The 13,823-nt window shown below is 61.5% G+C and carries 11 protein-coding genes; 6 read left to right on the plus strand and 5 right to left on the minus strand.

Going from position 1 to position 13,823, the window contains the following annotated elements:
* The first annotated feature begins 342 nt into the window (after positions 1-342).
* A complete protein-coding gene (locus tag ROTMU0001_RS09205; RefSeq protein WP_245534284.1) occupies positions 343-792 on the plus strand; it encodes a hypothetical protein in 450 nt (149 codons plus the stop codon).
* A gap of 48 nt (positions 793-840) precedes the next feature.
* Here ROTMU0001_RS09205 and ROTMU0001_RS05275 read toward each other — a convergent pair whose 3' ends face one another.
* From ROTMU0001_RS05275 to ROTMU0001_RS05295, 5 genes are all read right to left on the minus strand, one after another.
* A complete protein-coding gene (locus ROTMU0001_RS05275; protein ID WP_245534285.1) occupies positions 841-1,668 on the minus strand; it encodes an S-layer homology domain-containing protein in 828 nt (275 codons plus the stop codon).
* Between the two features lie 204 nt (positions 1,669-1,872).
* Positions 1,873-3,144 carry a DNA-methyltransferase gene (locus ROTMU0001_RS05280; protein WP_005508508.1) on the minus strand — a complete coding sequence of 424 codons (1,272 nt, stop codon included), beginning with the start codon at positions 3,142-3,144 and terminating at the stop codon, positions 1,873-1,875.
* Between the two features lie 8 nt (positions 3,145-3,152).
* Complete coding sequence (locus ROTMU0001_RS05285) at positions 3,153-4,850, minus strand: DEAD/DEAH box helicase (protein WP_005508510.1); 1,698 nt, start codon at positions 4,848-4,850, stop codon at positions 3,153-3,155.
* A gap of 504 nt (positions 4,851-5,354) precedes the next feature.
* Positions 5,355-5,582, minus strand: a complete 228-nt coding sequence (locus ROTMU0001_RS05290) for a DUF3107 domain-containing protein (RefSeq protein ID WP_005508512.1) — start codon at positions 5,580-5,582, stop codon at positions 5,355-5,357.
* A gap of 199 nt (positions 5,583-5,781) precedes the next feature.
* Positions 5,782-7,044 carry a glutamyl-tRNA reductase gene (locus ROTMU0001_RS05295; protein ID WP_044142344.1) on the minus strand — a complete coding sequence of 421 codons (1,263 nt, stop codon included), beginning with the start codon at positions 7,042-7,044 and terminating at the stop codon, positions 5,782-5,784.
* 222 nt (positions 7,045-7,266) lie between these two features.
* Between ROTMU0001_RS05295 and hemE the strand changes: the two genes are divergently transcribed.
* From hemE to ROTMU0001_RS05320, 5 genes are all read left to right on the plus strand, one after another.
* A complete protein-coding gene (gene hemE / locus ROTMU0001_RS05300; protein WP_005508515.1) occupies positions 7,267-8,448 on the plus strand; it encodes a uroporphyrinogen decarboxylase in 1,182 nt (393 codons plus the stop codon).
* A 141-nt stretch (positions 8,449-8,589) separates the two neighbouring features.
* Complete coding sequence (gene hemG / locus ROTMU0001_RS05305; RefSeq protein ID WP_005508517.1) at positions 8,590-10,140, plus strand: protoporphyrinogen oxidase; 1,551 nt, start codon at positions 8,590-8,592, stop codon at positions 10,138-10,140.
* Between the two features lie 134 nt (positions 10,141-10,274).
* Positions 10,275-11,096: a hydrogen peroxide-dependent heme synthase gene (gene hemQ, locus ROTMU0001_RS05310; RefSeq protein WP_005508519.1), complete on the plus strand. Its 822-nt coding sequence runs from the start codon at positions 10,275-10,277 to the stop codon at positions 11,094-11,096.
* Complete coding sequence (locus tag ROTMU0001_RS05315) at positions 11,093-12,517, plus strand: ferrochelatase (protein ID WP_005508520.1); 1,425 nt, start codon at positions 11,093-11,095, stop codon at positions 12,515-12,517. Before hemQ ends, ROTMU0001_RS05315 begins: the two co-directional genes overlap by 4 nt.
* A gap of 168 nt (positions 12,518-12,685) precedes the next feature.
* Positions 12,686-13,819: a hydroxymethylbilane synthase gene (locus ROTMU0001_RS05320; protein WP_005508521.1), complete on the plus strand. Its 1,134-nt coding sequence runs from the start codon at positions 12,686-12,688 to the stop codon at positions 13,817-13,819.
* The last annotated feature ends 4 nt before the right edge of the window (positions 13,820-13,823 follow it).

The following is a 13,823-nucleotide window of genomic DNA, read 5'->3' on the forward strand; positions in this document are numbered from 1 at the left end:
GAATTATTTGCCCTTCATCACGACGAAGTGACGTTAGTGGGCGGATACTTTCTGCACGTAGCACAGTGCTGCGCTGCAGAAGGTATCTCTAGTGTGTATCGCTTTTTCTTCTCTTTGCAAGAAAATTTATGATTTTTACATAAATTCGTTTCAAGTTTCATGTAAATATTTTAATTTTCTTCAACATATTAATGAGGCGTATGAAATTTATTACTTTAAAGATTTTTTAACATTGCACTGAAGCTGAAGGAGAGAATGAAACTGTGTCGGTTTGCTCTGTATCTTGGCGACAGAAAGGGGTGTGCGGTTCAAGAGAATGGCGGCCACGGATGGTTCGCCCTCATGCCACGGAATAACTATGTAGGCTGTATCGGTGAATCCTCCAGCTGGCATGACGCAGTCTCAGGTACAGCGGGTAATCATGAGGCAGCGAACTGGTATATCAGCTCATGGGCTAGCGACTGCACCTTTACAGGAGTACGCTCTGATAATCCCTACGGACCAAGCCAAGAAGTACCCCTAGAAAGAATCCTTGCTTCACTGTGGGGCTTCTATTTTGAAGGTAGTGTTAGGCGTTTGAATATTATTGGAGCAAACGCATACGACCAATGCCACATGGACTACGAAGACAATAACAAACCTAAACCTAAGGCGCTGGAAGGTGCATGGAAGTTCTCTATTGAGAATCCCCTGAAACAAGCCTGCAAGATTGAAATTATTCAGTATGCCTATACATCTAATGAAACTGCAGAGAAGAAATTAAATCCAGAAGATTATCCACTCAAGAAATAAAAATTACTGAAGAATACCCCTCACCTGTCAACGGGTGAGGGGTAAATCCTATTTAAAATTAAAAGATTTATCTGCCAAACGAATCACTTCGATAGCCTGCTCATACGTAGCGTAAGTCAACCATTCAAATTTATCATTAGGTGATACGATACCGTACTGTCGATACGATACGTTCTCAATAGAATCTTTATTATTTGGATTCTGAAGACCATAGTATAGCCAGGTGTATGCTTTATGAAGCTCCGAATTATATGGCATATTCGGCCATTTTTCTTTCCAAGGAGTATATAGAAAATAGGCATTAGGATCGTCTACTTCTACCGTTACGTTTGGACTACCCGCCAATCGATACACCATCAAGGCAGTAGCAGCCTCACTAGCAGGGGTATCGTAATGGAAATTCCCATCACTCCAACCCCAGGTAATGCCCCGCTGACGAGCCCACATCACCACAGGAAAACGCGGATCATCAGTCTTGATATCACCATACGGAGACTGAGCCGGAAGATTCTTCACCTCAGGAGAACCTGACAGACGGTATAGATACTCCACAAACTGGCCGCGAGAAATAACACTATCTTTCTTGACCATTTGGTACTTCTGGCGCTCAGAAATCAGACCAACACATTGTGCCCAACTAAAGATAACGCGACGCCCCAACTCACCATCTTGCCGATAATACTCATACTCTGCGCGGTCGTTACAGGTCACTGCCGGTTCGTCCGGCTGCACAATAGGGGTCACCTCGTGAGGCTTCAAATGCCCGGTAGCATACGCCGGAACACTGCCGCACACCATGGCGCTAGCCAAGAGTACAGCGCCGCCAGTCTGGACGACCCGCTTCGTGGGGCGGGTGAATAATTGTCGAAGCATCATAGCTCCTTCAAAATAAGAGGGGAGGCACAACCTTTGTGCACCCCAATGAGTAGAACGTTCTCAGCGTATCAAAAATCCTAACCTTCAGGTAGAGATTTAAAGAATATGCAATGAGATGAAAACAAAAGAATGGGGCGGGTTCCTTATCGGGAACCCGCCCCACACTCTTAACACGTGCTCTCACGAACGCGCAGACAAGACAGCCTAGACGCTCTCACGCGACGCATGATGCTGCAACACCGCACCCGCAGCCGCCGCATCCATCTGAGCAGCCGCACGAGCCGCACGAGCCTTAGCCCGCGCCTGATGCTGACGCTGACGACGCAACTCATCACGACCATCAATACGCATCTTCTTATCCACCGCATCCATCGACCGGTGACGCACAAACCGGCAGGACGCACCCTCAACCGGTTGCGTAGTCTCCGTGAGCGTATCCAACACGGCCTTCAACGCATGACGGCTCGCCGCCGTCAACGCATCACGACTCGTGCCGCCACGAACACCCACCGTACGCTTCGGCGTGAACAGCACACTCGCCCCACGCGGCACACCGCGATACTCAGCGAACGACACCGAATCCACACCCAGGCGCTTAGCCATCACCTCAATAGCCGGCGGATTCTGATCCACACACACGAACTTACGACCCAGCTGAGCTGCCGCCGCACCCGTAGAACCAGAACCAGCAAAGAAATCCAACACCCAATCACCCGGGCGGGAACTCGCCGCAATCATACGACGCAACAAACCCGTAGGCTTCTGCGTGGGATAACCCGTCTTCTCCCTACCCGTCGGCGACACAATAGTATGCCACCACACATCCGTAGGGAGCTTACCGCGAGAAGCCTTCTCCTCAGTCACCAAACCGGGAGCCATATACGGTTCACGATCAACCTCCGCAGTATTGAAGTAATAGCAGCGGTGATCCTTCGCGTACACCAAAATATTGTCGTGCTTCGTCGGCCAGCGGCGCGTAGACTTCGCACCGTAGTCATAAGCCCAAATCAGCTCATTAATGAAGTTCTCACGACCAAAAATCATGTCGCACATAATCTTCACATAATGAACCTCACGCCAATCCAGGTGCAGGTACAGGGTGCCATCCTGCGCGAGCAGACGATGCGCCTGCTCAATACGCGGCGCTAGGAACGCCCAATAATCCTCGAACGAGTCGTTATAGCTCGCCAGAGTCTGCAGGGTGCTCGAATAGCTCTTGCCCTTAAAACCGGTGCGGTCACCCTTCTCAGAAGCCTCCGCGCTCAACGTGCGGCGCGTCTGCTTCTTGCCCGTATTGAACGGCGGGTCGATGTAAATCACGGTGAACGCACCATCGGGCAGCTCACGCAGATACTCCAGGTTATCTGCCTGTACCAGCAGCGACGGGCCCTGCGGGTCGAAAACAGCCGAATCCGTGCGGTTCGCCTCAGCGGCAGGGGAGGGCGCGGCGGGCGCCGGGGATGCTGAAATACCCAACCCCGGCCCTAGCCTTCAGAACCAGCACGGTCAGCGCCACGGCCCTTACCGCGAGAACCTTCAGAGCGGCGGCGGGTGCGGCTGCGACCTTCACCCTCCACCGGCTGACCCTCAACACGGCGGGTACGGCGACGCTGACGAGGCGCACGCTCAGAACGCTCCGAAGAACGTTCGGTACGCTCGGATGCGCCCTGCTCGTTACGCTCCGCACGCTCGGAAGAACGCTCGGAACGCTCAGTGCGCTTGCGGCCCTCGGAGCGGCTACGGCGCTCGCCGCGGCCCTCACCGGAACGACCCTCACGACCGCCGCGGGAACGGCGCGAACCCTTCTCACCGTCACGACCGCCAGAACGGCCACCATCGCGGCCACCGCGAGAACGAGCCGGACGGCCATCACGAGAATCGCGGGCACTCTCAAAGAACTCATCGCCCATGCCCTCAGCTACACGCTCCTCGCGCGGCAGGCGGCCCTTAGTGCCAGCCGGAATGTTCAGGTCATGGAACAGATGCTCAGAGGAAGAGTAGGTCTCAACCGGCTCAGGAACGCCCAGCTCCAGGGCGTCGTTAATGACCTTCCAGCGCGGCAGGTCATCCCAGTCAACCAGGGTGACAGCGGTACCCTCATTGCCCGCACGACCGGTACGGCCGGTACGGTGCAGGTAAGTCTTCTCATCCTCGGGCACGCGGTGGTTAATCACGTGGGTCACGTCTTCAACGTCAATACCGCGAGCCGCCACGTCGGTCGCAACCAGAATGTCGACCTTGCCGGTGCGGAACGCCTTCAGCGCCTGCTCACGCGCAACCTGGTTCAGGTCACCGTGCAGGGGAGCAGCAGCGAAGCCACGGTTCACCAGCTCCTCCGCCACGCGGGCAGCGTCACGCTTGGTCTTGGTGAAGATGACGGTGCGGCCGCGGCCGGTAGCGCGCAGAATGCGGCCAATCATCTCGTCCTTGTCCAGGTGGTGCGCACGGTAGACGACCTGGCGGATCGACGCCTTAGTCTTCGAGGCGTCCTCGGGGTCAGCGGCGCTAATGCGCATGGGCTTGGTCATGTACTGACGCGCCATCGCAATGACCGGGCCGGGCATGGTTGCGGAGAACAGCATGCTCTGGCGGTCCTCCGGCAGGTAGCTGAGGATCTTCTCAACCGACGGCTGGAAACCCAAATCCAGCATCTCGTCAGCCTCATCGAGGACCACGATCTTAACCTGCTTCAGGTTCAGGAAGCCCTGCTGGTACAGGTCGATAATGCGGCCGGGGGTGCCCACCGCAACCTCCAGGCCGCGGCGCAGCAGCTCAGCCTGAGGCTCAATCGGCACACCACCGTACAGGGTGGCGACGCGGGCGTTGCGCAGCTTCGCGGCAATCGCCAGGTCCTCACCCACCTGAATAGCAAGCTCACGGGTCGGAACCAGAATCAGTGCCTGAGGTGCGCCGGGGTACTCCAAATCAGCCCAACCCTCATCGTCGCGGCCGACCACACGCTGAATGGTGGGCAGACCGAAGCCGAGGGTCTTACCGGTACCGGTCTTTGCCTGACCAATGATGTCCTGGCCAGACAGAGCCACGGGAAGAGTCAGCTCCTGGATGGGGAAGGGGGAGGTAATGCCAACCGCCGCGAGGGCGTCGCTAATATCCTGGCGAACGCCGAAGTCGGCGAAGGACTTTGCAGTCTGAGTGGTTTCCTGCGTGTTCGTTTCAGTCACTGGACCGTATCTTTCTACCCCTGCTCGGGGTGTGTTTCTCCCCGTAATGGGGGATGTACCAGCCAGCGCCTCGGTAGTGGAGGCGGTGACGGGCGGGCGTCGAAAGCCGGCCGCGGGAAATTCTTACACGGGAAATTCTTACCGAGACGCCGCCTGCACGCATGGTTATTACTCATGGTTCATTCATGATGAGAAGGCGGTGCAGCCTCGGGGTCTTGAAAGGGGTACGACCGGTCATTCACTTAACCCCTCAATATTAACCTGGATTTGCTTTCGGCGCACCCCCGACCGGTTGTGGTGTGCGCCCGTGATGGGCGATATACCGCCTCAAAACCGGGTACTGCGAGGTTTTTGTGCGGGCGGTTTAAAACGCAAAACCCCGCATTCGGCACGGCGTAACCATGTGGCGCATAAAGCGCACGCACACGGCGCATAAAGCGCGGTTACGCATCGTGACGGATGCGGGGAAAGCTCAAGCTAAAGGGTAAACAGCTACCGAACTAATTAGACGCCGATACCGAAACCAACGTGACGCTTAGCGTCGGAACCCAGCTCGACGTAGCCAATCTGAGCGCCAGAAATCAGGGTGGTGTTGCCCTTATCATCCATAATCTGCAGCAGCGAGCCATCCTCAATAGCCTTCGAGACCTTCTCCATGAGGATTTCCTTAGCCTCACTGGTCTCAACAATAATTTCACGAGCAATGTGGCGAATGCCAATCTTGATTTCCATGAGTCTCCTCGCAGAATAGTCCGGCACAGCCAAACGTGCGCCGGGTATGGGAACTGTCTTATCTAGCATCTACTCTAGCGTGAATACGCCCATCGGCACCGTGAACGGGCGGTACTTCGCCGGGGGCTAATAAAATACTCGCCGCCGGATGCGCGAAAATGCGCGCGAAAAACGCCGGGAAGAGGGGAGGGAGCGACTCCTAAGACTCTTCCACCTGAATACCGTAGAGAGTCTCCAGCGCCTGCACGTAATCCTCTGCGCGGCCCTCCGACGCCAGCTTCTTGGCGCGCACTGTCGGGGTGTGCAGCAGGGACTTCACCATGCGGCGCATCGCCAGCTCGAACTGCTCCGTCGCCGCACCGCAGCCAAACTGGTTACGTACCTTCTCCAGCTCAGAATCCAGCACATCCATAGTGTGTGAGCGCAGCGCAACAATCGCGGAGTCAATCGTGCGGGAACGCTGACGAGACACAAACGCCGCCAGCTCAGACTCCACAATGCGCGTAGCCGTCGCCACGGATTCCTCGGTCTCCTCGGGGGCGGCAAGGCGCACCGACTCGAGCGTAATCAGCTCAACATTCGGCAGGTCAGCGACCGACGGATCAAAGTCACGTGAAAGAGCAAGGTCAAGAATCGTGTGGTGGCCGCCCGGAATCTGCTCGGGAAGCAGCGGGTCGGAGCCGCCGGAGCAACCAATAATGACGTCGGCAGAAGCCATGGCCTGCTCCATGCCGTCCACCGGCACCGCAGAAACCTCGCGCTTTGCCGCGAACTCGGCGGCACGACCAGAACGGGAATTGACCCAAATATCGGTGCAACCGCGCTCGCGCAGCGCCGCAATGGTTGCACCCGCATAAGCACCCGTACCAAAAATTAGGGCGCGTCGGGTCGACCAGTCCTTCTCGGCAACCTCATCCGCAAGATCCAGGGCAACAGACACAATCGAGCGGCCCTGGGCGCCAAGCGCCGTGTGCTGACCTACCTGACGAGCCGTATGCGCCGCATGCTCAAACAGCTGCACCAGCTCACCGGGAAGAGTCACGCCCTCCTCCTGAGCCTTCGCCTGCGCGGCAGCCAGGGCGCGGCGTACCTGACCGGCGATTTCGCGCTCGCCAACCACTGCAGACTCCAGGCCGGAGGCGACCGTCAGCAGGTGGCGTGCCGCCTCCTCGTCTGCGTACACGTCGAAACTGGTATTGACCAGTTCCTTGTCCAGGCCGGAGGTTTGCGCAATCGAATCAACAATCAGCTCACGAACCATGTGCACATGCGCAGAGACGTGCAGCTGAACATACATTTCAAGACGGTTACAGGTGGCAAGAACTACTGCACCTTTAACACCGAGTTGACGTGCGATATCCGCCGCCAGAACATCGGGTACGCCAGAGGCACCGGCGCTCAACGCAGCGACGGTGGTCAAATCAACGGTGTGGTGCGATGCCACAAATGCATAAGTACTCACTAGAGACTAATCATAACCACGCCGACTAAGCCCCTGTAAAGCTCACAGAACCTAAGTTCCATCATCGTAGGGGGCAAGAAAATCTGCGCGGTGGGGGATGCGGGCACGAAGAGTAGGCACGAACTAAGGTGCCCCTCACTGCTAAGAAAGCCATCATTAGGTAAGAGTCACCATGACATAGTGTCGCAAAAACGCCCACATAAACCTGTCACACTAGACACTATGAGCGAAAACCAGCACACTACCCCCGCGTCGGCACAGGGCACCGCACAAGCACCCTCCCTGCCCGCACACCCCACTGACGCCCAGCGACCCCTGCTCACCGACGAACAGCTCGCACACCTACCCGCCAACCACCCCCTGCGCGCAGGCACCACCGCCGACTCGCCCATGCTCCGCGCCCTCACCGGCCGCCCCTCCAGCCACCGACCCGTCTGGTTCATGCGCCAGGCAGGCCGCTCCCTGCCCGAATACCGCCAGGTACGCGAAGGCATCCCCATGCTTGACGCATGCCTCACCCCCGACCTCGCCGCAGAAATCACCGTGCAGCCCGTCCGCCGCCACAAGGTCGACGCCGGCATCTTCTTCTCCGACATCGTCATCCCCATGAAGCTCGCGGGCGTCAACGTCGACATCGTGCCCGGTAAGGGCCCCGTACTCGACCAGCCCGTACGCACCCTCGACGAGGTGCGCGCCCTGCCCGAACTCAAAGACAGCGACCTCGACCCCATCCGCGAAGCCGTCGCCGCCACCGTAGAAATGCTCGGTGACACCCCGCTCATCGGCTTCGCCGGAGCCCCCTTCACCGTCGCCGCATACATGGTCGAAGGCGGCCCCTCCCGCGACCACCTGCGCCCGCGCACCATGATGCACGCCGACCCCGCCGCCTGGCACGAACTCGCCGCCTGGGCAGCCCGCACCGCAGGCCAGTTCCTCCGTGCGCAGATCGAGGCTGGCGCATCCGCCGTGCAGCTCTTTGACTCCTGGGCTGGTTCCCTCGGCGAAGGCGACTACCGCCGCTACGTGCAGGCACACTCTGCAACTGCCCTCGATATGGTGCGCGAATACGGCGTGCCGCGCATCCACTTCGGCACCGGCACCACCGCCCTGCTGCCCGCCATGCACGAAGCCGGCGCAGACGTCATCGGCGTGGACTACCGCCTGCCGCTGTCGGCAGCGAACACTCTACTCAACGGCGCCGTACCCCTGCAGGGCAACATCGACCCGGCACTGCTCGCCGCAGGCAGCGAAAACCTCTACGCACACGTAGACGAGGTCCTCGCAGAAGGCAACGCCGCCCCCTCGCACGTGGTCAACCTCGGCCACGGCGTACCCCCGACCACCGACCCGCAGGTGCTCACCGACCTCGTGGCATATATCCACGAACGCACCGCGCAGGCATAGGATAAATAACGATAAATAGACGGCGCAGATGCCGGACACCCTCCGGCATCTGCACCGAACATCTGCACCCCGAACCAACCACCACACCCGTTACCCCCCCCAAGGGCAACTCCACCGCAGACAGACCGAAGGAGAACCACCATGGGCCACACCAACCAGGCACCGCACCGCACCGCACAGGTCAGTTCCTCCGCCGCGCCCCAGAACGCACGAGCTTTCACCCGCAACGAGAAGGCACCCACCGCCATCGTCATCGGCGGCGGCCCCTCCGGCCTAATCTCCGCACGCCGCCTCGCCGCAGCCGGTATGCGCGTCACCCTGCTCGAACAGCGTCACCACCTCGGCGGTGCCGTTGGTGCCCACGAAGTTGGCGGCCTTCTGCTGGACTCCGGCGCAGAATCCTTCGCAACCCGCAGCCCCATTGTCAGCGACCTCGTCAAGGAACTCGGCCTGGGCGACCAGATCGTCACCCCCAACTCCTACGGCTCCTGGCTGTACCTGCCGCAGGGCGCCCGCCGCACCCCCAGCACCGGCATCATGGGCATCCCCGGCAATGTGAACGATAAGTCGCTGATTCCCGTCATCGGTAAGAACGGTCTGCGCCGCGCCCAGGTGGACAAGTTCCTGCCCGTCTCCGCAGGCGAGAACGCGAAGACCCTCGGTGAGCTCGTGCGCATCCGCATGGGTCAGAAAGTGCTCGACAACCTCGTCGCACCCGTAGTCTCCGGCGTGTACTCCACCCACCCCGACAAGCTGGATGTGGACGCGACCATCCCCGGCCTGCGCGAAGCCTTCCGCAAGCACCGCTCCCTCTCCGCCGCAGCGCACGCTTTCCGTTCGGCAGCCCCTGCAGGCTCACAGGTCGCCGGTATCGTGGGCGGCATGAACCAGCTGTCCGAACGTCTCGTCGAAGACCTCTACGCCGCCGGCGTGCGCATCGTCACCGGATTCGACGTCATCGCAGTGGACCGCGACGAATCCACCGGCCAGTGGTTCATCATCCAGCGCCACACCACCGACGGCGAAAACACCCCCCTCTACGCCGACTACCTGGTGCTCGCCACCGACGGCCCGACCGTGGCACGACTCATCGGCCCGCACGTCTCCACCGCACTACCCGCCCTGGAACCCGGCCCCGAAGTCGCCCTCGTCACCCTCGTCGTTGATGCCCCCGCCCTGGACAAGCACCCCCGCGGCACCGGCCTGCTCGTCTCCGAAGAAGCCACCGCCGTACGCGCCAAGGCACTCACCCACGCCACCGCCAAATGGCAATGGGTCGCCGACGCCGCAGGCCCCGGACGCCACGTCGTGCGCCTCTCCTACGGCCGAGGCGGCGAAGACGCCCGCTTCTCAGAAGTGGCACTCGCCGACGAGCAGCTCATCACCCTCGCCCTGCGCGACGCAAGCCGCATGATGGACGTAGCCCTCACCCACAGCAACCTCGTCGACGCGGACGTCGTACGCTGGCGCGGCGTACTACCCGCCTCCACCCCCGGTCACCGCGACCGAGTCAAGGAATTCCGCGAACGCGCCAGCGAACTCGGAACCCTCAGCACCGTCGGCTCCTGGGCCGCCGGATCCGGCCTGGTCTTAACCGTCAAAGACACCTACGAGCAGATGGACCGCCTCATCTACCACGCGGCACAGGACTGGGAAGGCGTCACCTCCCCGAAAGCCGCAACCGCCAAGTAGACGGCGCAGCGGCGGCAGAAGCTCAGCCAATAACTCAGCTCAGCCAGTAACTAGACCAAAAAATTGAGAAAACGCGCAGCTACGGAAGCCGCGCCTCCAGCACAGCGAACCCTCGCTGAAGAAAGGAACACACAATGTCTCACGATCACGCAGCACACGGCCACGGCGGCGCACACGGCGCAGGTCAGGGCGGCTACACCCACGCAGGCCACGGCTACGGCGGCGCACCCAAGGGCTATGCAGTCCAGCACTCCGCAGCTGACGAGAACCGCCGCGGCCGCGAAGAGGGCGAAACCCTGCACTACGCCCTGTACACCGTGTTCGCACGCTCCGGCGCACGCCCCGCAGAATCCAACACCGACGAGGCACGCGCCGAGTTCGAGAAGGTCGCAGAACAGCTCGCAGCAGACGGCGTGACCCTGCGCGGCATCTACGACGTCTCCGCAATGCGCGACAACGCAGACGTCATGATCTGGACCCACGGCCAGAACCCCGAAAAGCTGCAGGCAGCAGTCCGCAAGATTCGCCGCACCGCACTGTTCGCAGGCACCACCATCGTCTGGTCCACCATGGGCGTACACCGCGAAGCAGAGTTCACCCGCAACCACGCCCCCGCCTACGCACGCGGCAAGGCACCTGAAACCTGGGTCTGCGTCTACCCCTTCGTACGCTCCTACGACTGGTACTACATGAACCCCGAACGACGTGCAGAAATGCTCAAGAACCACGGTATGAAGGCCATCGACTTCCCGCAGGTTCTGGCAAACACCGTCGCATCGTTCGGCCTGAACGACTACGAATGGGTCCTCGCCCTCGAAGCACCCGAACTCGTGGACCTCGTCGACCTGATGCGTCACTTCCGCAACACTGAAGCACGCCTGCACGTTCGCGAAGACACCCCCTTCTACACCGGCCGCCGCATCGGCGCAGACGAAGTAGCAGAGGTTCTGGCGTGAGCCATCAGCCGAACAACGGCGTAACCCTCAACGGCACGCTCCTGCCGGACGACGTGGTACCCAACCGCACCGACCCGGCGAACACCGCCTCCAACGGCCCCGCCGTGCTCAACGAGCAGACCCTCGGCGACTACCGAAGCGAACGTAGCATCACCCGTGAACGTGCCGAAGAGGCACGCCCCTACGATCTGGTGATTCTCTCCTCCTTCGGAGGCCCCGAGGGGCAGGAAGACGTCATCCCGTTCCTGCGCAACGTGACCGCTGGCCGCGGCATCCCGGATGAGCGCCTCGAAGAGGTCGCCACCCACTACCGCGCCAACGGCGGCATCTCGCCCATTAACGAGCAGAACCGTGCCCTGCTCGCCGCGCTGCAGCAGGCGCTGGCCGAGCGCGGCCCGCGCATCCCGATCACCTGGGCGAACCGCAACTGGAAGCCCTACGTGAAGGACGTGCTCGCCGAAGCCTACGAGAACGGGCACCGCAACGTGCTCGTGCTGGCGACCAGCGCCTACCCCGGCTACTCGAGCTGCCGCCAGTACCGTGAAGACTACGGCATGGCGATTGAGCAGCTCGGCCTGGAAGGTCGCGTGCACGTGGGTAAGATCCGTCAGTTCTTTGACGTGCCCGGCTTCTCCCGCGCTTTCGCTGACGGGCTGAAGGACGGCCTCGCCACGGTGCGTGAGCAGCTTGCCGCACGCGATAGCGGTTCGCTGAACCCGCACCTACGCATCATGTTCTGCACCCACTCGGTGCCGACCTCCGCGGCGAATGAGGCAGGCCCGCGCGGCGTGAACTACGAGGGTGGCTCCGCCTACGTGGAGAAGCACCTGCAGGTCGCCCGCGCCGTGCTTTCGCTGGTTCGAGATGAGGCCCCGCAGCTTCTGCAGAACGTCGAATGGGAGCTGGTGTACCAGTCCCGTTCCGGCCCGCCGTCCATGCCGTGGCTGGAACCGGACGTCAACGACGCCCTGGAGGCGCTGCCCACCCCCGCCAACCCGGCGGAGGACGGCGAAGCCCCCGTGGAAGGCGTCGTGCTGGTACCCCTCGGCTTCGTCTCCGACCACATGGAAGTCAAGTGGGATCTGGACACCGAGGCACTGGACACCTGCGAGCGCCTGGGCGTGGTTGCCGTGCGCACCCCCACCCCCGGCACGCATCCGGCGTACGTGGAGTCGCTGCGCCGCCTCATTGAGGAGCGTGTGGAGAACGGCGTTTCAGCCGACCTGCGCCCCGAACGTGAGAGCGTCCTCGCCCCGAGCGCGAGCGGTCAGTACGGCTGGTTCGACGAGTGCGAACCCGGCTGCTGCAAGCCCGGCCGAGGTGCGCCGAAGCCGGTCATCGCAGAGTACGCAGCCGATGCTGATACCGCCGAGTCTGAGGAAGCTCCCGCCAGCCGCTCCGGTGGATGCTGCTCCCACTAACACCACCCCTGTAGCTCCGACTCGCCCCAACACCCCCTGACCGGGGTGTGCGGGCGGGTCGGAGCGCACGTGCCTACAGGCTGCCCCCAGAAGTTAGACAAACACACAGCCTCTGGGGGAAACGCACACGCCTACGGGCTATCACACACATCACCGAAAAGGAGAGATATGAGCCATCACGAGTACACCTTGGGCACCCGCGGGTCTGCTCTCGCCCTGACCCAAAGCCGTATTGCCGCTGAAACCGTCACCTCCCTCTACACCGAACACCAGGCACACCACGGCGCTGAAAACCCCGAAGCTGTGAGCTTCGAGTTGCGCACCGTCAAAACCGAAGGTGACGTGCTCACCGGACCCCTGGCAACCCTCGGCGGCACCGGCGTATTCGCTGCGGCACTGCGCCAGCGTCTACTCGACGGCGAGAACGCCTCCGAAGAAAACCGCGTGGACATGGCAGTACACTCCCTCAAGGACCTGCCCTCCGCACCCTGCCCCGGCCTGGTGGTTGCCGCAACCCTCAAGCGTGAAGACCCCCGCGACGCCCTCGTGGCACGCGACGGTCTGACCGTCGACACCCTGCCCGAAGGCTCCCGCGTGGGCACCGGCTCACCCCGCCGCGCCGCCCAGCTGCGTGCACTGCGCCCCGACCTTGAAATCGTGGACGTTCGCGGTAACGTGGGCACCCGCATCGGCCGCGTGAAGGGCCTGGAAGAGCACGCCGGCAAGCAGGTCGTACTCCGCCAGAACGCCGAAACTTCCGAACGCGCCGACCACGGCGTAGGCACCGAACGCAGCGGCGACTGCGACGCCGTGGTGCTCGCCGTCTCCGGCCTCAAGCGCCTGGGCAAGGAAGAACTCATCACCGAGTACCTTGACCCCACCCGCATGCTGCCCGCCCCCGGCCAGGGCGCGCTCGCCCTGGAAGTGCGCGAAAGCGAATTCGAGAACCCGGATTCCGCCGTGCTCGCCGACCCCGAGGTGGCGCGCCCGGTGCGTGCCCTCGGCCGTGCCCTGCTCGCCGCAAACCACCACGAAACCCGCCTCGCCGTCAGCGCCGAACGTGCCCTGCTGCGCCGCCTCGAAGCCGGATGCGCCGCGCCCATCGGCGCGTACGCGCACGTGGTTGAAGGCGACCTGGTGCTTAACGTTGTGGTGGCGTCCCCGGACGGCACCGACATGCTGCGCCACACCTCGGCAACCGCTGAACTGGATGTGCCCGGCGCCGAACGCCTGGGCGTGCGCGTAGCGGAAGACCTGCTGCAGATGGGTGCCGCTGCCCTTGCCGGATTGGACCTGAAGTAGGCGT

Origin of the sequence: Rothia mucilaginosa ATCC 25296, from assembly GCF_000175615.1 — a bacterium.
GTDB lineage: Bacteria > Actinomycetota > Actinomycetes > Actinomycetales > Micrococcaceae > Rothia > Rothia mucilaginosa.